Annotated in this window: 19 protein-coding genes; 8 read left to right on the forward strand and 11 right to left on the reverse strand. The window is 67.9% G+C overall.

The window, feature by feature from the left end; genetic code table 11:
* Window positions 1–80: 80 nt before the first annotated feature.
* Window positions 81–497 (forward strand): VOC family protein, encoded by a 417-nt coding sequence (locus tag ACGLYG10_RS14050; protein ID WP_073333358.1) that lies wholly within the window; start codon window positions 81–83, stop codon window positions 495–497.
* 232 nt (window positions 498–729) lie between these two features.
* Here the strand turns inward: ACGLYG10_RS14050 and ACGLYG10_RS14055 are convergent, their stop codons facing one another.
* Together ACGLYG10_RS14055 and ACGLYG10_RS14060 are read right to left on the reverse strand one after the other, a co-directional pair.
* Window positions 730–1,716 (reverse strand): NAD-dependent epimerase/dehydratase family protein, encoded by a 987-nt coding sequence (locus tag ACGLYG10_RS14055; protein WP_073333360.1) that lies wholly within the window; start codon window positions 1,714–1,716, stop codon window positions 730–732.
* A 71-nt stretch (window positions 1,717–1,787) separates the two neighbouring features.
* A complete protein-coding gene (locus ACGLYG10_RS14060; protein ID WP_073333715.1) occupies window positions 1,788–3,101 on the reverse strand; it encodes an MFS transporter in 1,314 nt (437 codons plus the stop codon).
* A 339-nt stretch (window positions 3,102–3,440) separates the two neighbouring features.
* Here ACGLYG10_RS14060 and ACGLYG10_RS14065 point away from each other — a divergent pair, with 339 nt between their 5' ends.
* Window positions 3,441–4,748 (forward strand): MFS transporter, encoded by a 1,308-nt coding sequence (locus ACGLYG10_RS14065; RefSeq protein ID WP_073333363.1) that lies wholly within the window; start codon window positions 3,441–3,443, stop codon window positions 4,746–4,748.
* Between the two features lie 206 nt (window positions 4,749–4,954).
* Window positions 4,955–5,596, forward strand: a complete 642-nt coding sequence (locus ACGLYG10_RS14070; protein ID WP_073333365.1) for a TetR/AcrR family transcriptional regulator — start codon at window positions 4,955–4,957, stop codon at window positions 5,594–5,596.
* 4 nt (window positions 5,597–5,600) lie between these two features.
* On the opposite strand, the gene ACGLYG10_RS14075 is transcribed toward ACGLYG10_RS14070, so the two are convergent.
* The 4 genes from ACGLYG10_RS14075 to serC form a co-directional block, all read right to left on the reverse strand.
* Window positions 5,601–7,052, reverse strand: coding sequence for a glycoside hydrolase family 30 protein (locus ACGLYG10_RS14075; protein WP_073333367.1), 1,452 nt, complete (start codon window positions 7,050–7,052; stop codon window positions 5,601–5,603).
* Between the two features lie 75 nt (window positions 7,053–7,127).
* On the reverse strand, window positions 7,128–9,272 hold the full coding sequence (locus tag ACGLYG10_RS14080; RefSeq protein WP_073333370.1) for a beta-galactosidase: 2,145 nt from the start codon (window positions 9,270–9,272) through the stop codon (window positions 7,128–7,130).
* 273 nt (window positions 9,273–9,545) lie between these two features.
* Window positions 9,546–10,733 (reverse strand): phosphoglycerate dehydrogenase, encoded by a 1,188-nt coding sequence (locus ACGLYG10_RS14085; RefSeq protein ID WP_073333373.1) that lies wholly within the window; start codon window positions 10,731–10,733, stop codon window positions 9,546–9,548.
* 45 nt (window positions 10,734–10,778) lie between these two features.
* Window positions 10,779–11,861, reverse strand: a complete 1,083-nt coding sequence (serC, locus tag ACGLYG10_RS14090) for a 3-phosphoserine/phosphohydroxythreonine transaminase (protein WP_073333375.1) — start codon at window positions 11,859–11,861, stop codon at window positions 10,779–10,781.
* A 368-nt stretch (window positions 11,862–12,229) separates the two neighbouring features.
* Here serC and ACGLYG10_RS14095 point away from each other — a divergent pair, with 368 nt between their 5' ends.
* On the forward strand, window positions 12,230–12,502 hold the full coding sequence (locus ACGLYG10_RS14095; protein WP_073333378.1) for a ribbon-helix-helix domain-containing protein: 273 nt from the start codon (window positions 12,230–12,232) through the stop codon (window positions 12,500–12,502).
* On the forward strand, window positions 12,477–12,818 hold the full coding sequence (locus tag ACGLYG10_RS14100) for a type II toxin-antitoxin system RelE/ParE family toxin (RefSeq protein ID WP_073333379.1): 342 nt from the start codon (window positions 12,477–12,479) through the stop codon (window positions 12,816–12,818). The genes ACGLYG10_RS14095 and ACGLYG10_RS14100 overlap by 26 nt, the downstream gene beginning before the upstream one ends.
* 45 nt (window positions 12,819–12,863) lie before the next feature.
* Here ACGLYG10_RS14100 and ACGLYG10_RS14105 read toward each other — a convergent pair whose 3' ends face one another.
* The gene (locus ACGLYG10_RS14105; RefSeq protein WP_244542693.1) at window positions 12,864–17,951 is read right to left on the reverse strand and encodes a DEAD/DEAH box helicase; all 5,088 of its coding nucleotides are present in this window, start codon (window positions 17,949–17,951) and stop codon (window positions 12,864–12,866) included.
* A 343-nt stretch (window positions 17,952–18,294) separates the two neighbouring features.
* Here ACGLYG10_RS14105 and ACGLYG10_RS15640 point away from each other — a divergent pair, with 343 nt between their 5' ends.
* On the forward strand, window positions 18,295–20,190 hold the full coding sequence (locus ACGLYG10_RS15640) for a DUF726 domain-containing protein (protein WP_083565945.1): 1,896 nt from the start codon (window positions 18,295–18,297) through the stop codon (window positions 20,188–20,190).
* Window positions 20,191–20,315: 125 nt separating this feature from the next.
* On the opposite strand, the gene ACGLYG10_RS16730 is transcribed toward ACGLYG10_RS15640, so the two are convergent.
* Both ACGLYG10_RS16730 and ACGLYG10_RS16735 read right to left on the reverse strand, forming a co-directional pair.
* Complete coding sequence (locus tag ACGLYG10_RS16730; protein ID WP_244542694.1) at window positions 20,316–20,690, reverse strand: hypothetical protein; 375 nt, start codon at window positions 20,688–20,690, stop codon at window positions 20,316–20,318.
* Between the two features lie 75 nt (window positions 20,691–20,765).
* On the reverse strand, window positions 20,766–20,957 hold the full coding sequence (locus ACGLYG10_RS16735) for a hypothetical protein (RefSeq protein ID WP_244542695.1): 192 nt from the start codon (window positions 20,955–20,957) through the stop codon (window positions 20,766–20,768).
* Window positions 20,958–21,107: 150 nt separating this feature from the next.
* Between ACGLYG10_RS16735 and ACGLYG10_RS14120 the strand changes: the two genes are divergently transcribed.
* Both ACGLYG10_RS14120 and ACGLYG10_RS14125 read left to right on the forward strand, forming a co-directional pair.
* Window positions 21,108–21,320, forward strand: coding sequence for a hypothetical protein (locus ACGLYG10_RS14120; RefSeq protein WP_073333387.1), 213 nt, complete (start codon window positions 21,108–21,110; stop codon window positions 21,318–21,320).
* A 273-nt stretch (window positions 21,321–21,593) separates the two neighbouring features.
* Entirely contained in the window at window positions 21,594–21,884 is a 291-nt protein-coding gene (locus ACGLYG10_RS14125) for a hypothetical protein (protein WP_073333390.1), read from the forward strand.
* Window positions 21,885–21,951: 67 nt separating this feature from the next.
* On the opposite strand, the gene ACGLYG10_RS14130 is transcribed toward ACGLYG10_RS14125, so the two are convergent.
* Window positions 21,952–22,983: a hypothetical protein gene (locus tag ACGLYG10_RS14130; RefSeq protein ID WP_083565946.1), complete on the reverse strand. Its 1,032-nt coding sequence runs from the start codon at window positions 22,981–22,983 to the stop codon at window positions 21,952–21,954.
* A gap of 398 nt (window positions 22,984–23,381) precedes the next feature.
* Complete coding sequence (locus ACGLYG10_RS14135) at window positions 23,382–24,908, reverse strand: CCA tRNA nucleotidyltransferase (RefSeq protein WP_073333392.1); 1,527 nt, start codon at window positions 24,906–24,908, stop codon at window positions 23,382–23,384.
* Window positions 24,909–24,954 lie beyond the last annotated feature (46 nt).

Genomic DNA, 24,954 nt, shown 5'->3' on the forward strand with positions numbered 1-24,954 from the left:
CTTGAGCCTAACCGGTGGCGAGGGCCGCCGTGGTTCGTGCCGCCACCGGAATCGTCGACAAGCCACACAAGGAGATACGCATGAAAGCCGACCTCAGCGCCTACATCAGCTTCGCCGGGCAGGCTCGCCAGGCACTCACCTACTACCGTGATGCCCTGGGCGGAGAGCTTGACATTGAGACCTTCGCCGCCTGGGAGGTTCCCGCCGATCCGGGCCACGAGCAGGACGTGCTCTACGGCGTGCTGCGCACACCGGACGGCTTCGTGCTGCGCGCAACCGACCGGCCGCTGTCCGAGGAACCGGTGGCAGTCGGCTCCGCCGTCGCCCTATGTCTGAACGGAGAGGAGCGCGAGCGTCTGACCGACTGTTGGAAGGGCCTGGCCCGGGGCGCGCAGATCATCGAGCCGCTGTTGGAGACGCCCTGGGGTGACCTCAACGGCGTGCTCGTGGACCCCTTCGGCATCCGCTGGATCTTCAACATCGGCACCTCGCAGTGAGTTGCACGCAATAGCGCAGACCCCGGCACCGCCCACCCTGACTTATCCGCGGAATTACAACGATCTGCTTCCTGGGCCGAAAAACGTGTTCCCGCTCCGGTGTGCAATGAGCCCCTCGTTGCACACCGGAGCACCTTAAGCGCACCCAGCTCATTTCCGTTTTCCGCGCCATCATGCGGTTTCGCGTTCCGCGCTCGGATTCTTTGCGTGCAACGGGCCGACTGCCGGGCTCTCAGCGCCCGCCGACGCCCACCCCAGCGGACACGTCGATCTCCGCGGAGACCAGTAGGTCCCGCACGGTCATCGCCAGGGGCCGGGGCAGGAAGCCGAGTTCCTCGCGGGCCCGCCGATTGGAGACCGTCGGACTGTCGGCCAGGGCACCGAGCGCGGCCGGCGTGAAGACGTCTGTGCCGAGCCGACTACCCACCACTTCCCCTAAGGGCGCCAACGGCCGCACCCATTCCAAAGGGAATGCCAGGCGCAGTGGCGGCCGTCCGGCCAGGATCGCGCCGAGTGACATCAGGGTGGAGATCTGCGCACGTGCGCCGCTCAATAGGTAGGAGCGCCCCGCCCTGCCCCAGTCGAGTGCCACCGTGATGCCCGCGGCAACGTCTCGCACATCCACCCAGTCGAAGCCGCCCGCTACCGTCACCTTACGACCCCGCGCGGCGGCGAGAATGAGCCCGTTCACACGCGAACCGCGGTCGATCGGGCCGATGATTCCGGTGGGCAGACAGATCACCGCATCCAGGCCCTTGGCCACCTCCGCCAACACCGCCCGCTGCCCGACGGCCTTGGAGCGATCGTAAAGCGGGCGCTCCACACCCGCCAATGGCGTCGCCTCGGTGATAGTTCCGTCAGCGGAGCAATCCAGGGCATGGATTGAGGAGCAGTGCACCATGCGGATGCCACGGCGCCGGGCCTCGGCCGCCACCAGCGCCGGACCACGGGTATTCAGTCGCCAGGCCGCGGGGTCGCGTCGCCACAGGGTGATTCGCGCGGCCAGGTGGACCACGGCGTCGCAGTCCGCCATCGCTTCGGCCAGGGACGTCTCATCCAGGACGGAACCAGTCACCCATTCAACGTCCACGGGCGGGGCGGCGTCAGGACCCGGCGGGTACGGGCCCATGGCCCGCACCTTCCAGTCCGCCGCCGCGAGCCGCGGCAGCAGATTCGACCCGAGGTACCCGCCGCCACCAGTCACGAGGACGCGCTTCATCCCCCAATTATTACGCAGAAGCAACATCTGCACCCCCGTCGCGCGCAATCTCATTGCGGCGCGAGGGCCCGTCAGCCCAGCCCGGGCAGCCCGCTGACCTCCCGCGGTCGGTCGTGCAGAGCGCACACACACGCCCGGTAGGTGAGGGCTACGCACCACACGAAGCCCACCAGCGCCACCTGCACCGGGCGCGACCAGCCGACGTCGGGCATGACCAGCACGGCCACTCCGGCCGCCACGCACTCGGCGGTGTTGAACAGCACGTCATAGATGGAGAAGGCGCGGCCGCGGTAGGCGTCGGCGGTGTCGGCCTGGACGATGGTGTCGACGGCGATCTTGGCGCCCTGCACGCCCACGCCGAAGATGAAGATCCCCGCGGTCATGAGCGCCTGCTGGTACGTGCCCACGAGGATCAGCTGGCCAACCGAGCCGCCGAGCAGGCACATGACGATCCAGGTCGACGGCGCCACGCGCTCGTGGGCCAGCGGGGTGAGCACCACCGCCAGGCCGTGGCCGGCGACCATGGCACCCATCAGGGTGGCGAAGATGGCGAGCCCCGTGTCGGCGTCCTCGGGGGCGGCGAGCAGGTTGCGGGCGGTCAGGATCATGGTGATCACCTGCATGCCGTACACGAAGCGGTGCAGCGCCATGGTGGTCAGCGCCAGGCCGGGCGTGCCCCGGCGCACCAGGTAGCGCACCGCGTTTGCCAGGTCACCGGCGGTGGCCGCGAGCGCGGCGCCCAGGCCGTCGTCGGCGGGTTTGTCCGGGCCGAGCTGGTTGGCGCCGAGCCGGGTGACCACCCCGGCGGCCAGCACGTACAGCACCATGGCGGTCAGCAGGCTGGCGGTGTCCTGGGCGGTCCCGGCCGGCAGCGCCAGGCGCAGCACGAAGCCGATGACGGCGCCGATCGCGGTGGCGGCACCGCCCAGGGTGGGCACGATCGAGTTGGCGGTCAGCAGGCGTCGGTGGTCGATGATCTGCGGCAGTCCGGCGGACAGCACGGACAGCAGGAAGCGGTTGATGCCCAGCGCCACCAGCACGAGCACGTACACGGCCGGACCGATGCCGGTGGCGCGCAGCGCCAGCGTGGTCAGCGCGATGACGCCGGCGCGCGCCAGGTTGCCGTACAGGAGGGTCTGCCGACGGCGCCAGCGGTCGATGAACGGCCCGGTGAAGGGGCCGACGATGCTGAATGGCAGCAGCATGACCACCAGGGCCGCGGCCACGCCGGAGGCGGTGGTCATGTTTTGCGGCTGGAAGAAGAACAGGGTGGCCAGGCCCGCCTGCACCATGCCGTCGCCGGTCTGGGACACCAGGCGGACGCCCAGCAGGCTCCGGAAGGCCGGGACGGAGGCGAGGTCCTTGAGGTCGTCGGTCAGGCGCATGGGCATAGCTTTCCGCATGGGCGCACCGACGGCGGTCAGCGTCCGCTGTGAGATCCGGCCGGGAGGGCGCGGTACGACGGCGTGAGTCGACTCCGGGAGCCTCGGCCGCGGTGGGCTTCGGCCGCGCGGGCCACCCGGGCCGACGTCGGTGCGAAGCGCTGATACCGCAATCGCCTCGGCAAGTGTGGGTGCGACGCACGAAGGCCTGAATCGAGCTAGCAAACGCTTTGGCAACCCTTGACAACAACCGCGAACGGCGATTAGTCTTCCCGACGTACTTACTAAATAGTAAGTAACTCAGCTGGCGAACACAGCCGTTCGACGAAAGGGTCCACGCACATGGCACAGCAGCCCGCGTCCCCCGCCGAGGAAGACACCTCGGCTCCCTCCAACCTCGCCCCCGACACCGGCCTGCCGCTCCAGCGCACCATCATGGTGCGCTTCGGCATCGGCTTCTTCTGCATCTCTCTCCTGTGGGCGATCGGCCTGAACACGATCGCCGCCGTGCTCCTGCCCCAGCGGCTGAAGGACATCGGCGTCGATAACCCCACCGCACTCCTCGGCTCCATCTCCGCGGTCACCGCCCTGGTCTCACTCTTCTCCAACCTCATCTTCGGCAACCTCTCCGACCGCACCCGCTCCCGCTTCGGCAAACGCAGCCCCTGGGTGGTCAGCGGCGGCGTCCTCGGCGGCCTGTGCCTGTTCGCGATCGGCATCCTGACCAACGCCGGAGCCATCACCTTCATCTACTGCGTGTGCATGGTCGGCCTGAACATGATGCTGGCCCCGGCCGTCGCGGTGCTGTCCGACCGCGTACCCGAGTCCATTCGCGGCACCATGTCCACCTTCTGGGGCGTCGGCGTCTCCATCGGTTACCCAATCGGCGCGATCGTCGGGGCACGCTTCATCTCCGACTCCGGCGCCGCTGTCTCCGGCTTCACCCTGGGCGGCATCCTCATGGGCATCGCCGGCATTTTCGCCGTAGCGGTGTGGCCGCGGGAGCGCTCCTCCGCGAACGAGGTCACCGACGCGGGCGGCCTGCTCGACCTCCTGCGCTCCTTCATCCCGCCGATCCACGGCGCGGCCGACTTCTGGAAGGCCTTCTTCGGCCGCTTCACCATGCTGATCTCGTACCAGATGATCAACGCCTATCAGCTCTACATCATCCAGGACTACCTGGGCCTGTCCACCAAGGAGTCCGCCGCCACCGTGACACTGATGTCCACCATCACGCTGGTGGTCGGCCTGATCGGCGGCTTCATCGGCGGCCCGCTGTCCGACCTGCTGCGCCGCCGCAAGGTGCCGGTGGTTATGGCCTCCATGTGCTTCGCCCTGGGCGTGCTCATGCCCTGGATCATGCCGACGACGACCGGCATCTATCTGTTCGCCTTCATCGCCGGTTTCGGCTACTCCGTGTACAGCTCGGTGGACCAGGCCCTCAATGTAGACGTGCTGCCCAACCCCGAGACCGCCGGCAAGGACCTGGGCATCCTCAACATGTCCACCACGCTCGGCCAAATGTCCGGGCCGGTGATCACCTCCGCGATCGTCACCGCCACCGGCGCCTACACGCTGGTGTTCCCGGTATCCATCGCCTGCGCCCTCATCGGCTGCATCTCCATCCTGGCGATCCGCAAGGTGCGCTGAACGCGTGCGCCCGCGCGCCCGGCCGAGGCAGCATGCCCCGGCCGGGCGCGCCTTATTGTCGCTATCCGGGGCAAACGGCGGCCGACCGCCTCGCAGCCACTCGTACAACCGCGCGATCTCAACGATCCGTAATCGCGCCGTCGCCGCTGCGGGCGCGTTTGTCCCGGATTCGGACAGTTAACGAGCCCGGGCCATAGGATCGGCGCATGCCGCCGTCGTCCACCAAACGCCACCGCATGACCGCCGCCCAGCGGCGCGAGCAGATCGTTGAGGTCGCCACCGAGCTGGTGGCCAAGCACGGATTCAACGGGCTGTCGCTGCAGGAGGTGGCGGACGCCGTCGGCATCACCCAGGCCGGGCTGCTGCACTACATCGGCACCAAGGACGGCCTGCTGGAGCTGCTGCTGAACGATCGCTACGACCGCCAGGGCACCCCGCAGGACTTCATCGACTCCGGCGACCCGGCCGCCACCCACCCCGAGGGCATCAGCCTGCCGGCCTACTTCCGCTACCTGGTGGCCTTCAACGAGGCCCGCCCGGAACTGATGGAGCTGTACATGACGCTGGGCGTGGAGGCAACCGACCCGCGTCATCCCGCCTACGAACGCTTTATCGACCGCCCCGACCAGGTGTGGGACTACTACTCCTCCTTCACCTGGCGGCTGCCCCCCGAGGTCATGGCGGCGGGCGGCTGGGAATCGATGCGGCCGCTGGTGGAGATGGCGATCGAGGCGATGGACGGCGCACAACTCCGCTTCTTCCGCCACCCGCCCATCTCCCTGGTCGAGGAGTGGGCGCGCTGGGAGGCGGTGCTGTTCCCCTCCCCGGTCTGGGACGACTACCGCTAGCCGCTCAGGCCAGCGGCTTGGGGGCCACCTCCACGTGCTCGGCGGGCACCACCACGGTCACCAGGGAGTCGGCGGGGGCGGTGAAGGACACATTCTTGCTGCCCACGCCCACCACGAACTCCTGCGGGGTGGTCATGTCGTTCTGTGCGGCCACCACCACCGAGCCGTCCGGGTTGTGGAAGGCCAGCAGGTTCTCATACCCCGTGTAGGACAGCGCCGGCACGAACCGGGCGCCCGGCTGCACGAAGCCGGACAGGTGCCGCAGCACGTAGTACTCGTAGGTGAAGCGGCTCCTGCCGGTTTCGGGGTCCACGGTCACCAGGGAGTTCTGGCTCCACCCCCAGCGGGAGACCCCGCCCTCATCCAGGGCCAGGTTCCAGTAGTCGTAGACGGAGGCGCCGTTGTTGAAGTAGTGGCGCATCATGGTCCAGGCGTAGCGGGCGTAGCGCCAGTCGTTCTTGCCGTCGCCGCACTCCTGCTCGGACTGGTAGATCTTCAGCTCCGGATGGTTGTGGTGGACGAAGGGCACGGCCCGCTTGCCGTCCCACTGGAAGCCGACGCCGGCGATGTGCGGGCCCACCTCCGGGTCGGCCAGCACCTTCTCCACCATCGTGTCGTCCGGGCGCTCCATGGTGCCGAAGAAGACCTTCACGCCGCGCCGCTCCATCTGCGGGATCAGGTGCTTCAGGAAGGCGATCAGGCCCTCCGGCGTCCAGGTGCAGGCAGGGTAGATCTGGGCGGAGTTGAACTCGTTCTGCGGCATGACCATGGAGATGTCGATGCCGCGCTCGGCGTAGGCGTCGATGAACTTGCCGAAGTAGCGCGCGTAGGCGTCCAGCACCTCCTCACTCAGGATCAGCCCGTCGGTGCCCTCCTCGATCTGGTTGTCCGGGGACAGGCCGTTGTCGAAGTTGGTCTGCTCGCTCATGGGGTTGGGGGCGGCGCAGGCGTAGTGGTGGTTGCGCTTGAACCACGACGGCGGCCCCCAGGGGGAGGCCCACAGGGTCAGGTCGGGCCGCTGGGCCTTGGCGGCCTGAATGTAGGGCACCAGAGTGGCGTCGTCGTGCTCGACGCTGAAGTGCTCCAGGGCGAAGTCGCCGTCGACCTCGTCGTAGGAGTACCAGTCGGTGGCGAAGTCGTTGGCGCCCACCGGCATGCGACAGGTGGACAGGTTGGTGCCGACGCCGGGGGCGAAGATCTGCCGCAGCACCTCGGTGCGCTCGGCCTCGGACAGGCGGGACAGCGCCACCCAGCCGAGCTCGTTGAAACAGACGCCGAAGCCGTCGATCTCCTGGGCGGGTGCGTCCAGGCGCAGGAAGGCGCCGGGGAAAGTCTGCATCGGCTCGATGGTGACGGGGGTTTCCGGGGTGAACCAGGGGTCGGCCTCGGTGGTGGCGTAGAACTGGAAGCCGGCGGCTTTGGCGGCGGAGGTGCCAGCTGGGCTGGTGTCGGTCATGGGTTCTCCTAATGGTGCGGGTTTTGTGCTTCGTTGCGGTTGGTTGGCGGCGGTTTGCCGACGTCGGCGGTCTGCTCAGGCCTCGACGGCGAGGACGCCCCAGGCGGGGAGGGTGACGGTGGTGCCGGCCTCCAGGCGGGCCCCCGGGGCGGCGGCGGTGCCGAGCACGTCGTCCCCGCTCACCGGCAGGGCGATCTCGACGGCGTCGTGGGAGTAGTTCAGGAAGTAGCTCAGCTGGCGGCCACGGCCGTTGGTGCCGCGGCGCACGGTGACGGTGCCGGCCAGGTCCTGGGCCCAGTCGGTCACGCCCGCCCGCTCGGCCACCAGCCGCAGGACGGCGCGGGTCAGCGCCGGGGCGGTCATGGTGGCCAGGTGGGTGATCGAGCCGGCGCCGACGGCGCGAGTGGCCACCGCCGGCCCGGACCAGGCGTGGTGGTCGTAGGTGGCCAGCACCTCCACCTCGGCGTCGCCCTCACGGGCGGCGGCGTCGACGGGGGTGAGCAGCTCCATGAAGGTGGAGGCGGCCAGTTCTGCCGCCACTGCCGGGCCGGCTGCAATGCCGTCATCGCCCAGGGCCGCGGCGAGCGCGCCCACGGGGCGCAGGGCGACGCCGTCGGGGCGGGTGAACTGGTCGGTGCCCAAGCCGAGCAGGGCGGACAGGCCGTGGGGCTGGCGGTCGGTGAAGACCTGCACGTTCTCGTCGGCGACGCCGGTGCGGAAGGTGGTGACCAGGTGGCCGCCGCCGGCCACGTAGGCGCGCAGGGCGTCGGTGGTGGCCTGCGGGGTGACGTACAGGGCGGGGGCGATCAGCACGGCGTAGCGGCCCAGGCGCTCGACGGGGGCGTCGGCGGGGACGACATCGGCCTCAAGGTTGAGGTCGAACAGGGCGTCGTAGACCCAGCGGAAGACGTCGTTGTAGTTGGCGCCGCCGCCGGCATACTGGCGCGGGAAGCCGGCCTCTAGGCTGAACCACTCCAGGGCAGTGTAGGCCTCGTTGGAGATCATGATGGCGATACGGTTGTGCTTGCGCAGGCCGGCGAGCGAGTCGGCGTGGGTGGCCAGTTCGCGGCCGATCGTGGCGGCCTCCCGGTAGGTGGGGTTGGGCGTGTAGTCCTGGCTGAGTAGGCCCTTCCAGTAGGTCTCGAAGGAGTTGTGCAGGGAGCCCCAGTGCCAGTACATGACGCCGCAGGCGCCGGAGGCCAGGTGGGAGTAGGCCTGCAGGCGCAGCTGGCCGGGGTAGGGCAGCCAGCCCATCTGCCCCTGCGCCTGCGTCTCGATGACCAGGTAGGGGTCGCCGTCCTTCAGGGAGCGGGAGATGTCGCCGCCGAAGCCGATCTCGCGGCCGGTGAGGTGGTCCTCGCCGGGGTGGTAGATGTCGACGCCGGCCAGGGTGACGGCGTCAGCGGCCTGGAAGTGGTCGACGGCGGGCTGGACGCCGAAGGAGTAGCCGCGCCACTCATAGTCGAAGTTCTGGGTGACGAACTGGTCCTCGCGCCGGTACTCGTCGACGATGGCGCGCTGCCAGGCGAGGAAGTCGGTGACCAGGCGGCGGCGGAAGGCGTCGAAGGCGGCGGCCAGGGAACCGTTGATGGTGCCGGTGACGTCGGGGAAGTCCTCCCAGGCGCCCACCCGGTTGGACCAGTAGTTCAGGCCGAACGCCGAGTTCAGAGCGTTGAGGCCCTCCTGCCCGTCGCCGAAACGGGCCTTGAGGTGGTCGACGAAGGCGCGCTGGATGTCGGCGTTCGCGGCGTCGTAGTACTTGGTCTCGTTGTCCAGCTGGAAGCCGACGACGTGCGCGCGCGGCGCCGTGTGCTCGGCCAGGGCGCGGATGGCGGCCTCGGCGTAGTGGCGGTAGGCGGGGGCGAGGATGTTCATGTTCTGGCGCGGCCCGTACTTGTTGGGGCCGGCGGCGGTGACGCCGAGGACCTCGGGGTGGCGGGAGGCCAGCCAGGTGGGGATGGCGGCGGTGGGGGTGCCGATGATGACGTCCAGGCCGTGCGCGGCGGCGGCGTCGAGGGCGCGGTCGATGTGGGTGAAGTCGAAGACGCCGGGGGCGGGGTTCCAGGTGCCCCAGGTGAACTCGGCGATGCGGATGGTGGTGAAGCCGGCGTCCACCATCATCTGCATGTCGCGCTCAAGCCGGTCGGGGCCCGCGGCGGCGGGGGTGTACTCGTCGTAGTAGGCGGCTCCAAAGATGAGCCGATCCGGGTGCTGCGTCATTGTGCCCTCCTGTGCGGCGCCCTCGCCGCTTATCTAGTAGTTACTAGATAGTAGATCAGTTGGGCGCGGAAGGGAAGAGGCAATAGAAGGCAATAGGTCCGCCGAGGCGGCCTTGACGCTCACGCCGCAGGCAGCGACGACCCGCGCGCCACCCGCCTCGCACGCAAAACACGACCTTGGGGTACGTTCCACGACCTCCCCGGGGTCGTGGATTAGCCCGAAGGTCGTGGCTTGCGCGTTGGCGCGGGCAGGATCGTGCGTCAGCGCCCAGGTTCAGGCGGCGGGCTCAAGGGCGCGGGCGGACAGGACGCCGTCGATGGCACGCAGCTGCTCGAGCACGTCCTCGCCGAGCTCGCCCTCGACGTCGACGAGCGTGACGGCGAGGTCGCCGCGGGAGCGGTTGAGCAGGTTGGCGATGTTCTGGCCCCGCTCGGCCACCAGGGTGGAGACCTGGCCGACCATGTTGGGCACGTTCTGGTTGACGATCACCAGGCGGCGGGTGCCGGGCTCGCGCGGCAGCACCGCCTCGGGAAAGTTGACCGCGTTGTGGACCTGGCCGTCCTCGAGGAAGCCGCGCAGCTCGTCCACGGCCATCACCGCGCAGTTGCGCTCGGCCTCCTTGGTGGAGGCGCCCAGGTGCGGCAGGGAGATGCACTTGGGGTGCTTGTGCACGGCGGTGGAGGGGAAGTCGCACACGTAGCCGCCCAGGGTGCCCTCGTCCAGGGCGGCGACGACGGCGGCCTCGTCCACGATCTCGGCGCGGGCGAAGTTCAGCAGCACCGCCGTCTCCTTCATCAACGCGATGCGCTGGGTGGAGACCAGGCCGCGGGTGGACTCGATCAGCGGCACGTGCACGGTGAGGATGTCGGCGCGGCGGAACACCTCCTCCATGGATTCGGCGCGCTCCACCTCGGCACTCAGGTGCCAGGCGTGCTCCACGCTGATGCCGGGGTCGAAGCCCACCACGTTCAGGCCCAGCCCGAGCGCGGCGTTGGCCACCTGCACGCCGATCGCGCCCAGACCGATCACGCCCAGGGTGCGGCCGGGCAGCTCGAAGCCGACGAACTGCTTCTTGCCGGCCTCGACGGCGCGAGCGATCTCGGCGTCGTCGCCGGTGAGCTCGTGGGCGAAGCGGGCGGCGGGGATGAGGTTACGGGAGGCGATGAACAGGCCCGCCAGCACCAGCTCCTTGACGGCGTTGGCGTTGGCGCCGGGGGTGTTGAACACCGGGATGCCGCGCTGGGTCATGGCGTCGACGGGGATGTTGTTGGTACCGGCGCCGGCGCGGGCGATCGCCAGCACCGAGTCCGGAATCGGGGCGTCGTGCAGCTTGGCCGAACGCACCAGCAGCGCGTCGGGGTCGGTGACGTTGCCGCCGACGTCGTAGCGGTCGTCCGGGAAGCGGGACAGGCCGGCGCCGGAGATGGCGTTGAGGGTCTGGATGCGGAACTGCTTCGTCATGGCTGTGGCTTCTCCTGCGGTGCTACTGGGCTTCCGGACAGACCGTCAGGCGCGGGTGCGCTCGAACTCGGTCATGTAGTCGATCAGGGCGGTGACGCCGTCGGCGGGCATGGCGTTGTAGATGGAGGCGCGCATGCCGCCGACGCTGCGGTGACCCTTGAGGTTGGTCAGGCCGACGGCGTCGGCGCCGGCGAGGAAGTCGGCGTCGAGGGCGGGGTCGGCCAGGGTGAAGGGGATGTTCATCCAGGAGCGGGAGCGCGCCTGAACGGGGTTGTTGTAGAAGTCCGAGGCGTCGATGGCGGCGTACAGGCGCTCCGCCTTGGCGCAGTTACGCTCGCCCATGGCCTCCAGGCCGCCGGTGGACTCGATCCAGTGCAGGATCAGCCCGAGCAGGTAGATGGAGAAGGTGGGCGGGGTGTTTAGCATGGAGTCGGCCTCCGCCATGACCTTCCAGTCCCAGATGGCGGGCACGTCCTCGCGGGCGCGGCCGAGAAGGTCCTCACGCACCACAACGATCGCCAGGCCGGCGGGTCCGAGGTTCTTCTGGGCGCCGCCGTAGATGACGCCGAAGCGCTCGACGTCGATCGGGCGGGAGAGGTAGGTGGAGGAGAAGTCGGCCACGAGCGGGACGTCGCCGGCGTCGGGGATGTAGGGGAACTCGACGCCGCCGATGGTCTCGTTGGGCGTGTAGTGCAGGTAGGCGGCGTCGACGGGGACGGTGAAGGAGCCGGGCTCGGGGGTGGTGGTGTAGGCGGAGGCGGACTCGTCGGCGACGACGCGCACGTCCACGCCCTGACGGCCAGCCTCCTTGATGGCCTTCTTGGACCACTGGCCGGTGTTGAGGTAGGCGGCGGTGGCGCCGCGGGCGGCCAGGTTCATAGGGATGGCGGAGAACTGGCCGGTGGCGCCGCCGGCAAGGAAGAGGATGCGGTAGTTGCTCGGAACGTTCGCGACGCGGCGGAAGGCGGACTCGGCGTCGGCGGCGCAGGCGACGAAGTCCTTCCCGCGGTGGGAGACCTCCAGCACGCTCATGCCGGAACCCTGCCAGTCGGTGAGCTCGGCGGCGGCCTGCTCGAGCACCGGCAGCGGCAGTTGTGCGGGGCCTGCGGAGAAGTTGTACACGCGCATGGCTCCACGATAGCCGGGGTGCGCGGTGCAGCCGTAAAGCGTCTCATGGGACGGGGCGGCGTGCGGGGTGCGCGGCGGGCGGCGGCGGCAGCAGGGTTGCCTGGGCGACCCCGCCGCGGCGGGCACCGGCCGTCTACTACGCCGGTTCGGGGTTAACAACGCCAGTTAACCGTCTGCTGTATACCTCTGAGGCCTTCAGCAGAACGTTAAGTAGCGTTGTTAACGGGGAAGAGGCGTTGCAAACGACCTCCTCCGCAGCCAGCTACTCCGACCAGAACCCACGACCTGCCGGCCGGGCCGCCCCACAAGCATCCTTTTGCGCTTCGCAACGGACGCATAGAGTCGGAACGACGACGGAAGGAGCCCCGGTGAGCAGGACGCTGACCATCACCGTGCCGGACAGCCTGGCCGCTGAGCTGGATCAGCGTGTGGCATCAGGCGCGTACGCCAGCCGGAGTACAGCCGTCGTAGACGGGCTCCGCGAGTTGTTCAGTCGCGAAGAAGCTCTCGATTCATGGCTGCGCGACGAAGTGGGCCCGGCCTATGACGAGCTACGCGAGGATCCCACCCGCGCCTTGTCCCCCGAAACAGTGCGCGCACACATCGCCGGCATCCATGCCCAATCAGCGTCCGGAGCCTGAAGCGCCGTCGCGCCACGTCGTCTACTCCCAGCGGGCGCAAGGCCACCTGGCTGATCTGTATCGTTGGATCGCGGACGAGTCAGGATTCCCCAACCGGGCACTGCTATATGTAGCACTTATGGACCGATGCGAGGCTTTGGGCGACTTCCCGATGCTGGGGCACGCTCGCGATGACATTAGGCCTGGCTTACGTACCGTCGGCTTTCGACGCCGAGCCGCCATCGCCTTCGCCGTGACCGATGAGGCTGTTGAGATCCTCGGTGTCTACTACGGTGGCCGTGATCACGAAACACTTCTGCGCACCGATAAGCATTAACCCAGTGTTCGCCGCGGAAACCCAACGGGACGGCGCCGACAGAGACTAGTCGCGCACGTCCAACGGGGGCAGGGACTTTACGATCTGCTGGGTGCGCACGGAGACGGTGGTGACGCGGGCGATGAGGTCGAGGAGGTAGCGGGGCTGGGGCCCCGCCATTTCGCCCTGGCCCGCGCCTTCGGCCATCCACTCGTTGGGGTCGTTGACGATGCCGGAGGCCTTGTCGGGCTTGACCTGGTAGCGGTCGATGATCCAGTCCAGGCCGCTGCGCGAGCCCAGCAGGTAGTCCTGCGTCGTCTCCGGGATGCCAGACACGGTCACGTGCTCGTTGTAGACAATGCTGGTCTTGTCGGCGACCGGCTTTCCGTCCACCCGGGTCTTGGCGTAGCGCAGCTTGGTCACGTGCAGCAAAGCCGGGTCAATCGTGTCGCGCTCCGCCCATGGCACCTCCTTCCCGTCGACGGTCAGGGTCAGCTCGCATGGCTCCACGTTCTCGTAGTCCAGGTGAAGGTCCGCCAGCCCGCGCCCGGCGGTGGCGATGGCGACGAAGTCCGCGCGGGAGGCCACCAGCGGGATGCGCGGCAGGGACTTCTTCAGGTCCGCGCCGTAGCGGGCTCGGTAGTCGGGCGAGTGCAGCAGCCCGTAGACGTAGTAGAAGATGTCATCCTTGCCGACCGTCGGCCCGTAGGCCTCCCGGTAGGCACGCAGGGTGGCGTTGGTGATGTTGTCGACCCGGCGGTAGCCGCCAATCACCTCGCCCGCACTCTCACCATCCGGGCTCCCACCATCATTGCCGACGACGCCGCTCGCTCCCGCTCCCAGGTCGAGCATGCCCGCGTCCCGGGCGGGCTGGTCGACCGGCTCCCAGGTCCAACGCGGAAAGAACTGCCCATTACTCGAGCCCCAGAATGCCAGGTCTGGAACGCTCGTCATCGCCAGAGCCGAGAATGGCTTGTCAGATCCCTTACCAACTATGTAAAACCCCAGATTGTCGTGCGCCGGCGTGGGGAAGTAGCGGTGCAGCACCGCCGGGAGGTAGATGATCCCGTCGGAGGCGTTCAGCCACTGCTTGCAGAAGGGCCTGTAGAGGCCCGTGTAGGTGGCGTGCGCGTTGTAGCGAATAGCGCGGTCCTTTTCCGCAGACCGATATAGGTCACGAGTCCACTTGATCTGGGTCTCGTCCGTGGTGACCAGGTCCTTCGCCGCAACACCCGCGGCCAGCTCGGCGGCGTGGTCACGGTGGACGCGCCCGCGCTCGGCGTCATAAGTACCGATGAGGCGCTGGCAGGATTCCCGCAGAGTCGCCGCGGAGAAGTTGTAGACCCATGCGTCGCGTCCGGTTTCTACTCCACGCGAGTAGGACTCGAAAACCGGTGCCTGCTCTTCGCCGATTGGCTGCCAGCTTCCGTAGCGCGGGTCGCGCTGGTTGATCCAGTCGCCGGCGGCGTTGGGGGTGATCGTCTCCCAGTCCATGGTCTCGATGCGCGAGTCGTCCACGATGCGCAGCTTGTCCTCGCGGCTCAGGTAGTCGCCGATGTCCCGGTAGTGCAGCACCGCCGGCCCGCTGTGAGCGGGGTCCTTCACCAAGAAGGTAATCGCGACGGTCGCGCGCGAGCCGCCTCCGAATACCTTCCCTCCCTCACGGCGCGAGAGCTCCCCGGCGGTGCGCTGATTGCCCCGCAGGTTGAACACGTAGACATGCGCGAACTCCTCCGCCAGGCTGAGCCGCACGCCGTCGGCGGTGTTGGCATCGATGAAGCCGCCATTGGTGACGAAGCCAATCACCCCGGCGTCCCCGAGCCGGTCACTGGCCCAGCGGATGGCCCGCAGGTAGGAGTCGTACAGGGAGTTCTTGTTGGTGCCCGTCGAGCGGGCCGCGTAGGTTTCGGCGATCCGCCGGTCCAGGTCCGGATAGCGCTGGTTGGCGTTGTTGTCGTTGGCGGACTCCTGCCCCACAGAGTACGGCGGGTTGGCGACGATCAGCCGGATATCCAGCTTGCGCTGGGCGGCGGCGCGGTCGTTGTTGGCCACGAAGAAGCTCGTGTCCAAGGTGCCCTCGCCCTCGCTCATCTGGAAGGTGTCGGCCAGCACGATCCCGTCGAAGGGCACATAGCCGCCGTCGTCCGCACCCTGCGCCCCGGCACCGGCGTCGTTTCCGGACTGCTGCGCCTGAGCGAGCAGGTCGCGGTAGGCGACCTCAATGTTCGCCGTCGCAATGTAGTAGGCCAGCAGCAGGATCTCATTGGCGTGCAGCTCGCCGGCGTACTTGCGGGCCAGGTCGGCAGGGGCGATCAGCCCGGACTGCAGCAGGCGCACAATGAAGGTGCCGGTACCGGTGAAGGGGTCCAGCACGTGCACGCCCGCGTCGGTGACGCCCCGCCCGAAGTGCTCATGGGACAGGTGGTCCACGCTGCGCAGGATGAAGTCGACGATCTCCACCGGCGTGTACACGATCCCGAGGGACTTCGCCGTCTTAGTGAAGGCCTGGGAGAAGAACTTCTCATACAGTTCGGTGATGATGCGCTGCTTGCCCTCGGCGTTGTCGATGCCGGCACAGCGCTCGCGCACCGAGGTGTAGAAGCCCTCCAGCGCCTCGGTCTCCGCCTCCAGGTTGGCGCCGTCGAGCACGCGCAGCATCCGCCCCATAACCTGAGCCACCGGGTTGGTGGCGGAGAAGTCGTAGCCGTCGAATACGGCGTCGAACACCGGCTTGGTAACCAGGTGCTGGGAGAGCATGTCGATCGCGGAGGCCGGGGTGATCGAGTCGTTGAGGTTGGCCCGCAGGGCGTCGAGGAAGTGCGCGAACTCCGGGGCGACCGCCGGGTCCGCCACCCGCTGCTCCAGGCGGGTGCGGTGGCGGGCGGCGATCTGGGCGACGTCCTTGGCCCACTGCTCCCAGTAGCGGCGGCTGCCGACCTTCTGGACCAGGCGCGCGTAGATCGCCTCCTTCCACTTGCCCAGCGAAGCCAGGTCGAAGGCCGCCTGCTCACCCAGGTCAACCGCGTCGTCGTCGGGGTCGTAGGCGGACGGGCCGAAGGGATCGATGATGGCGACCTTGTCCGGCTTGGAGCGGTTGAGGTCGATCTTGTTGACCATGGCATCGAAGCGCTCGTCGTGCGCGCGCAGCGCCTGCAGCACCTCCCACACCACGCGGAAGGTGTCATTGTCGGCCAGCACGTCCTCCGGAGCCATGCCCGTGGGAATGGCCACCGGCAGGATGATGTAGCCGTAGCGCTTGCCCGGAGCCAGCCGCATGACCCGCCCCACGGACTGCACAATGTCCACCTGGGACTTGCGCGGGGAGAGGAACATTACCGCGTCCAGGGCGGGCACGTCCACGCCCTCGCTCAGGCAGCGGGCATTGGACAGCACCCGGCACGACACTGCCCCGTCGTCGCCGTCCTCGCTACTCCCGGCGCCCGACGACGACGCTCCCGGACCGTCCGCGCCCTCACCCGAGAGCCAACCCAGCAGGCGGTTGCGTTCCATGATGTTCATGGAGCCATCCACGTGCCTGACCTCGACCGACCCCAGCCGCCGCTGCGGCCCGGCACCATCGCCGCCCGCCGGAGCGACGGCGTCGTCCCCCTCGGGCAGGCCGGTGCGGTAGTCCTCGGCGACGTCGTTGAAGGACGCGGCGAAGCGCTTAGAGCTCCTGATGTCCCGGGCGAAGGCGACGGCGGTGCGCATGGGCTGAATGTCGGTGCCGTACTCGGACAGGTTCACGGAGCGCTTGGCCAGCGCGTTCCAGCAGCCGACGATGCGAGCCGCGTCATCCAGGGTGAGTTCGCCGTTGCGCGCAAGGGAGGACTGCATGCGGGAGGCGACGGCGTCCTCGGACACGGTCAGGACCAGCACCTTGTAGTCGGTGAGCAGGTTACGGGAGACCGCCTCGCCGAAGCCTAGGCGGAAGAGCTCCTCGCCGTAGGTGTCGGCGTCGTCCATGGATGCGAGCACCGCGTTCTTCTGGCCGGCGCGCGCCTTGGTGGAGTCGTCGTAGATGCGGGGAGTCGCCGTCATGTACAGGCGCTTGCGGCCGCGCAGGTAGGTGTTGTCGTGCACGCGGACGAAGGCGGACTCGTCCGCTCCGGCGAGCGTGGCGCCGGTGGTGCGATGGGCCTCGTCGCAGATGATCAGGTCGAAGTCCGGTGCTCCGAGCCCCTGTGCCCGGGCGACGGCGTCGATGGACTGGTAGGTGGAGAAGACCACCGTCATGGGGGTCACGCCGTCGACGGGAGCGGCGCGCCGGGTGAGCCTGCGGGCGAGGGCTTCGGCGTCGGTGGTGGCGGGGATCGCCAGGTCAACCACCGAGATGTCCTCGCTCAGGTCCGTCTTGCCGCGGCCCTTACCGACCTTGTTGTCAGAGCAGACCGCGAATGAGCGCAGCGGAACCTGGGCCTCTGCGCTCCACTCAAGCAGTGTCTGCGACAGCAGTGCAATGGAGGGGACCAGGAATAGCGCTACCCCCCCCCCGCCACTTCCAGCCATGGCCTCGGCAATGCGCAGCGAAGTGAAGGTCTTACCGGTGCCGCAGGCCATGATGAGCTTACCGCGGTCGGCTGTCGCGAGCCCCTGGGTCACCGCATCCAGCGCACGCCGCTGGTGCTCGCGCAGCGTCTTACGCCCGGCACGCTCCATGACCTCCGGAGTGGCCAGGTTGAACTTGTCCCAGTCGATGGTGGAGTTGAACAGGTCCTTCAGGCCGATGCGGGAGACCGGGATAGCCTGGTTCTCCACCGTGGATGCGGCCGCGGAGTTCCACTTGTCGGTGGTGGACACGAACAGGCGCGAAGTGAACTCACCCGTGCCCGACTCGGCCAGGAAGGAGTCGACGTCGGCCTTGGTGACCTGGGACTCCGGGTCGTAGAACTTGCACTGCACCGCGCACAGCTCGCCGGTGTCACGCTCGCGAGCCACCAGGTCGACGCCGCGATCCGGGCGGGTGCCGCGATCCGGCCAGTCCCTCCACATCCAGACCTCGTCGAAGCGCTCGGCGTAACGGGGGTCGGTCAGGAGGAACTGCCGCACCAGGCGCTCGAAGCTCGTTCCCTTGCCCCGCTGCGTCTGAGCGTTGAAGTAAAGCTCATCGAGGAGGGCGCCGACGCGGGACTGGTTCTGGGGTGACTGGCTCACGCAGGGCAGCATAGGTGTGCCGACCCTCCGGCGGGCGCAATACCGAAATCTGGAATCAATCGCAACCGCCCTCGGGCCCGGGTGCCGCCGGGCACGATGCCCGAGGCGCACACCAGCGATCCCAGGCTCCGGGTGAACCGGCGCCGCCCACCGCCAAGCGCATGCCATGAGTTCACCCGCCCCCTTGCAGCCCGGGCTCCCGTCGCCTAGTCGTGCATGCGAGCGCGGCGATTCGTCTTTGCAGTGTTACCTCATCCAAGTCTTTACCGTGACACCGTCGCAGGTATGCTCGTCGGCGTGAACCACGGCGGTTCACATATGCCACGAGAGCACAGGAGACCCCATGAGCTCATCCTCCGCGAAGGTTCGTTATACGCCTAAAGGCAGAGAGGGAGCCAAGGCGGTGCTTACTCTCACCAGCGGAGAGACTCTCACAGAGACTTGGCCCGGCGCAGACGGTACCCCCGAGTTCATTGGCGTAGACCGTCTGACCATGAACCCGGCGCTCACCGCCGCGCTGCACGCGTTCGTCGTCGCCAAGAAGGCGCAGCGTACTGCCGTTAATAATGTGGCACAGGCCGACGTGGAGAACGGAACAACCGCAACCACGGACATGCACGCAGACCAGGCAGATTCAGTCGCCGATACTCCCACCGACGACGGCGCCGAGCCGGATGCCGCGGCCGATGCCACGGACAATTCCACCTCTGCGGAGGAGGAAGCAGAGCGATTTGTCAGGATCAGCCGTCTATGGAGAAAGCAGCAGCCCGACCCGCTCGACGTCATTCAAGGGCGCTTGCGCGCACAAACAGACGACGCGGAGAAACTACTCCTGAAGCTGGCGCAGATTCATGGATTCGGTGAGCGTGAGTCCACTCAGCACGATCGTAACGCCTGGTGTTCCGCGTGCCTGGCAAAAGGGGTCCACAGAGCACTCGACGTACCGGCAAACTGGTATGACGCATGGTGCTGTCGAAACTGTGGAGTGATCACCACCAGGTGCGCGATCCCCGGTTGCCCGAACATGGCGATACGCGGAATGGGCGTAACCGGCACCCGTGGCCTGTCACTGCCGGTTTGCGCAGAGCACTCCCACGAGGTCCCGGATTTTGAGACTAAGGACGCAACCATCGAGGATCTCGAACACTGGCCCGATCTGTTCGAGTACAAGCGCCGTAACGTCACCAGTCTCACCAAGCGAGGGGCGGTCGCCGCGGGGATAACCGTCCTGGCTGTTCCTGCGGCTTATTTCGCCGCACCGGCGATCGGCGGCATGGTAGGCGCAGCCGCCTCCATGGGCACAGGAACAGCACTGTCAGGTGCTGCCGCGTCAAGCTATGGCCTCGCACTACTCGGCGGAGGCTCAATAGCCACCGGAGGGCTCGGCATGGCCGGCGGAACCCTGGTTGTCTCCGCCGCGGGCGGCGCTGCGGGCAGCGCCTACGGTTTGCGGGTCGGCAGCGCATACCTCGGCGATGACTCCTCCTTCAACATCGAGTGCTTGCGTGATGGCGACGGACCCGCGGTTGTGTATTCTTCCGGCTTCCTCACCGACAATGACGACTCCTGGGCGAACTGGAAAAGGCTTATTGACACCGGCTATCCGAACAATGCCGTGTATCGGGTCCGCTGGGGTGCAAAGCAGAAGCGGGACATTGCGACCATTACCGGTGAGGGAGCCGGGCTTCGGCGCGGCATCACCAAGGTGGGCAAAGCGGGCCTCAGGGCGACCCGCTCGGCAGTCAAAAGACTTGGCCCTTTCCAGATGATAACTGGAGCCGCGGAAATGGCGCTCAATCCCTGGTCCGTGGCACTACGGAACTCCTCGGCGGCAGGCACAACTCTCGCAGCCATCCTCCGGCGCACCGAGAACAGGCAGGGGTTCGTGCTCATCGGGCACAGCCTTGGCGCAGCGGTAATGGCGACGGCAATGATCGGACTGGCCGCCGATAACGAGCTCTCTCCCGTGGTCACCGCCCACCTACTCGGCGCCGCATTCCCCGCAACCGCCGACTGCAACAAGCTTTCCGCAGGCGCCACCGGCAAGATCTATAACTACTTCTCCACCAATGACAAAGTCCTCGCGCACCTCTATCGCGCTGCCAAGCTAGGGGGCAAGGCGGCCGGGTCAACCGGTTTAATTGACCCCTGTGGAGGCGTGGTCAACGTAGACGTCAGCGATATCGTGAAGAAGCATTCTGACTACATACACGAGGTGTCATTATGCGCGGACGCTTAATTAATGTGCGCCTGGACAGCGACCTGTATCTCACGAGTACTCCTTTACCGCAGATACCTTGTTCACAGATCAGCGCCACACCCTGCCTGTAGTCGGCAATTGCCTGATCGACTGGGTGGTCAAGGCTAATTAATTATGTGGGACCGGAGGAACTGCTTCTTCCCGTAGAAGTTGATCTGATGGTCGCCCCACCAGGAGAGGAACTCCTCTGCGGTCTCACCGTTGTGCTCTAATTCGAAGGCACTATCGAAGGATGCAATAACGCCGTCGGTGGCCTCCGCGAGCGCCGCCGCGGCCAGGCCGTAACCGGTCGATGCAACGGCTGGCCCAGCGGCGTTGCGGTACTCGCTCCAGTAATGCCGACGTGCGTCGATCAGGTCAAGCGTCTCCGGGGCGAGCCGGTGGGCAAGCTCGGGAAGCAATCCCCAGCGTCCGATGAACGCGGGGTAGGCGAGGGCATCGGGATCGTCATCATTGATGAGGTCGTCATCGTCGCGCACAAGGCACTCCGGCCACGAGTCGCTATCCCACACACCGTTGAGCCAGTATCCGAATCCAATCTCCAAACCCGGCGTCTAGCGCACGTCGGGCGGGACCATGCGCAGTTCCTCGCCCCGCTCCCGCGGGTAGAAGGCAGTCACGTCAAGGGTCGAGTCGATGCCGTGCCTGGCCAGGAGCTCGCGGAACAGCATCTCGGTTCGCGCCCGGGTCTGATGCACCAGCGGGAAGACGTCCGTCGTGGAGTAGACGTCGATCGTCGTTGACATGCAGAGAGCATACAAATGCCGACTGTATGAACCGTCGGCCCCAGGGCCGTCGCCCTCCGTCCTCCGAATCGCCGTACCCTGCGCGGACTCGGGGATCTGCAACAACTACAGTGAGCTACACCGCTGACCGCTATCCCTGGAGAAGTAGCCATGGATTCTGCTCGCACCGGCTCCACCGACAGCCTGTACCTGAACTCCCCGCGCCACCTGCGCACACTCCTGGTCTGGGCATTGGTCACCGCCGTGTGCTTCAGCTTCCTGCCCGCAGCCGTGTGGAGCATCGTGCGCTGGATCCTGCTTGCCGGCCTATGCGTAGAAGTCATCCTGCTTGTTCGCGATCGCCGCGGGCGTCCCGGGCAGTAGCCTGCTGCTTCCACGCCCCGGCCTCCCTCGGTGTCTGACATCTACTACGCCGGTTCGGGGTTAACAACGCCAGTTAACCGTCTGCTGTATACCTCCGAGGCCTTCAGCAGAACGTTAAGTAGCGTTGTTAACGGGGAAGAGGCGTTGCAGACGAGAAGAGCGAATGCCCCTGTCAGCTCGTAGATCAGGTTGGTCGCCGACACCACCCACCCGGACGCTTCCTGCGCGTGCTCAAACGCACCATGACGTGGTCCAAACGCGGAACCTCTACGGGTGCGGGCGAGCCTCGGCGCCTTCATTGCTACCGACCACCTCACCGCAAGCGCGTCCACGACGCTTTACGCCACACTTACCTTCCCCGGCGGCCGGTGGGCCGCGGTCGAGGTGATATCGGGCACCTCCCAGATCGAGAAGGGCGCCCGTTCACTGGCCCGCACCGTGCAGCAGATTGACACCTCCGCGGTCGGGGAGCCGGTACTCAAGCTTGTGGTCACCGGCACCGGCCCGACTGCGACCCTGCCGGACGGCACCGTGACCTGCCCGCTAAGCGTCATCGGCCCCTGACGCAGAACCTCCCCGACACGCACCTTGGGCACCCGTCCGGGCAACCTTGTCCACCGCCCCGCGCCCCCTACAGCCACAGGTCGCGGCGACGCCGTACCCCGCGCATGGCCTGCGGCGGGAACAGGCTCTCCAACCGCCGCACCAACCGCTCGGGATCGGCCAACTCCCGCCACTCGAAGCGGTGCACCGCCCACCCGCCACGCCGCAGCACCATCTCCCGCTGCTTCTCCGCGCGCACGTCCGCCGACGTCGCCAGCTTGCCGTAGCCGTCGAACTCCAGGTCCACCATGGCACTGTCCACGGCGACGTCGAGGAAGTACTCGTGCGCATCGTCGCCGATCCAGCGCCGCTGCGTCACCGGTTCGGCCACCCCGGCAACACCGACCGCCCAGCGCAGCACGCTCTCGCCCGGCGACTCCGCGAAGGGATCCGCCAGCGCCACCGCCACCCTGGCACGACGCTTGCCGTGACGGCGCCCCTGGCTCTCCACCATGCGCATCAACCGCTCGCGCGCCGCGTCGATCTCCATCTCCCCGTAGCAGCGTCGGTTGAAGCGGTCGGGACGGCACACCGCCCGCAGCGCGGCGTCCACCACCGGCAACGACTCGCGCACCGGCAGGTCGAAGGCGCAGTCCATGGCGGTGCGCAGCGGCGTCGTCACCCGCAACCCGCCCACGTTGACGACCTCCTCCGGCGCCGGCGCGGTCGTCGAACGCAGCAGCGTCACCGACCGACCATGACGTCGGCCCTCCGGCGGCCCGTACCTGACCGTTGGGAAAACGATGGTGCTGCGCGATCGGTTCCCGGGCACCGCCAGGCGGATGCAGGGCTCGGACTCTAAGACAGGCAGTCCCAGCACCACCGCAGCCGCCTCGTGGGTCAGGGCGATTGCCGACGGCGAGGCTCGCAGCGCCGCCTCGCAGCGCGCCAGGGTGACGAGTTCCTTCAGGCGCCAGGTCGGCGTATCCCGGTCGGGAATGAACATGTAGCTGCCATGCGCCACCCGTATGAGATCGCGCCGACCGGCCAGGTCTCCGTTGGAGCGGTCGGCGGTGAACAACATGCGGGGGCGTTCGGGCGGCGTCGGGTAGCGCTGCATGTCAGCAGAATCGCCGCGGCCCGACGGCGGCGCCACCGCGCCCCGCGATCTCTGTGGATTGGGGTGTCGCGAACGCAGCCTGTGGACGCCGGTGAGAGGCCGGTGACGGAGGCGGCCCGGCGATGACCTGGTTCAGCGGCGCACGCGCACCACCGAAGGCCAGCTCCTTTGCGGATGCCGGCACCCGCCCACCCGCGGACGCGTCTACTACGCCGGTTCGGGGTTAACAACGCCAGTTAACCGTCTGCTGTATACCTCCGAGGCCTTCAGCAGAACGTTAAGTAGCGTTGTTAACGGGGAAGAGGCGTTGCAGACGAAGAGAGCGCACCCTCCGGCTAGTTGACCAGGGCGATTGCCGACGGCGAACCCGCAGTGTCGGCTCGCCGCGCGCCCGCCAGCTACTTCCCGCCGCGCGCCGCCCACCAGGAGTGCAGCGCCTCGCGCGCCAGGTCCTCGCCCATGGGCCCCTTCTCCATGCGCAGGTCCATGAGGAAGCGGTAGGCCTCGCCGACCACCGGCCCGGGCCCGACGCCGAGCTCGGCCATGATCTGCTTGCCGTCCAGGTCCGGGCGGATGGCGGCCAGCTCCTCCTCCTCGCGCAGCTGCGCGATGCGGTCCTCCAAGTCGTCGTAGGCCGCGTCCAGCATGTGCGCCTTGCGCTTGTTGCGGGTGGTCACGTCCGCGCGGGTCAGCCGGTGCAGACGCTCCAGCAGGGGCCCGGCGTCGGCCACATAGCGGCGCACGGCGGAGTCGGACCAGGCGGCGTCGGCGTAACCGTGGAAGCGCAGGTGCAGCTCCACCAGGCGGGAGACGTCCTTGATGGTCTGCTTGTCGAAGCGCAGGGCGCGCATGCGCTTGGCGGTCATGCGGGCGCCGACGTGGTCATGCCCGTGGAAGGTGACGGTGCCGTCGCGCAGGAAGCGCCGGGTGGCAGGCTTGCCGATGTCGTGGAAGATCGCTGCCAGCCGCAGCACGAGGTCCGGGCCGGGCACGGGCCCGTCCGGCCCGGTCTCCAGATCGATCGCCTGCTCCAGCACCGTCAGGGTGTGCTCGTAGACGTCCTTGTGGCGCTTGTGCTCGTCGACGGTCTCCTGCAGGGCGGACAGCTCGGGCAGCACCACGTCGGCCACCCCGGTGTGCACCATGAGTTCCAGTCCGCGCCGCGGCCAGGGCGCCAGCAGCAGCCGCTCGAACTCGGCGCGCACCCGCTCGGCGGACACGATCTTCAGGCGTGGCGCCATATCGGTCATGGCGGCCAGCACGTCGGGCTCGACGTCGAAGCCGAGCTGGGCGGCGAAGCGAGCGGCCCGCATGATGCGCAGGGGGTCGTCGTCAAAGGACTGCTCGGCGGACACCGGGGTGCGCAGCACGCCCGCACACAGGTCGTCGAAGCCGCCGTGGGGATCCACGAGCTCCAGCTCGGGCAGACGCAGCGCCATGGCGTTGACGGTGAAGTCGCGGCGTGTGAGGTCGCCGGTGAGGCTGTCACCGTAGGCGACAGCCGGCTTACGGGAGCCGGCCTCGTACTCCTCGGTGCGGTAGGTGGTGACCTCGACGACGTCGTCACCCTTGCGGGCCCCGATGGTGCCGAAGGCCTTGCCGACGTCCCAGCAGGCGTCGCCCCAGGCCTTCATGATCGCCTCGGTCGCCTCCGGGCGGGCGGAGGTGGCGCAGTCCAGGTCGTGCGGGACCACGCCGAGGAAGGCGTCGCGCACGGGGCCGCCGACCAGGGAGAGTTCATACCCGGCGTCGGCGAAGCGGCGACCCAACTCATGCAGGGAGTCCGGTAGGGCGCGCAGGGCCCGCCGGGCGGTGGGGGTCAGGCCGTCGGCGTCGGGGCGCTCGTCGGGGACGACGGCGCTGCGGGGGCCGCGTCCGGGGCGGGAGGCGGGGGTGTGGGCGGGGGCGGTCGGGCGGTCGGTCATCGGCCTAAGCCTGCCACGCGGAACCCAAGGGAGCCGATCGGGCGGT

The sequence above is a fragment of the Actinomyces glycerinitolerans genome, assembly GCF_900098745.1.
Taxonomy (GTDB): Bacteria; Actinomycetota; Actinomycetes; order Actinomycetales; family Actinomycetaceae; genus Actinomyces; species Actinomyces glycerinitolerans.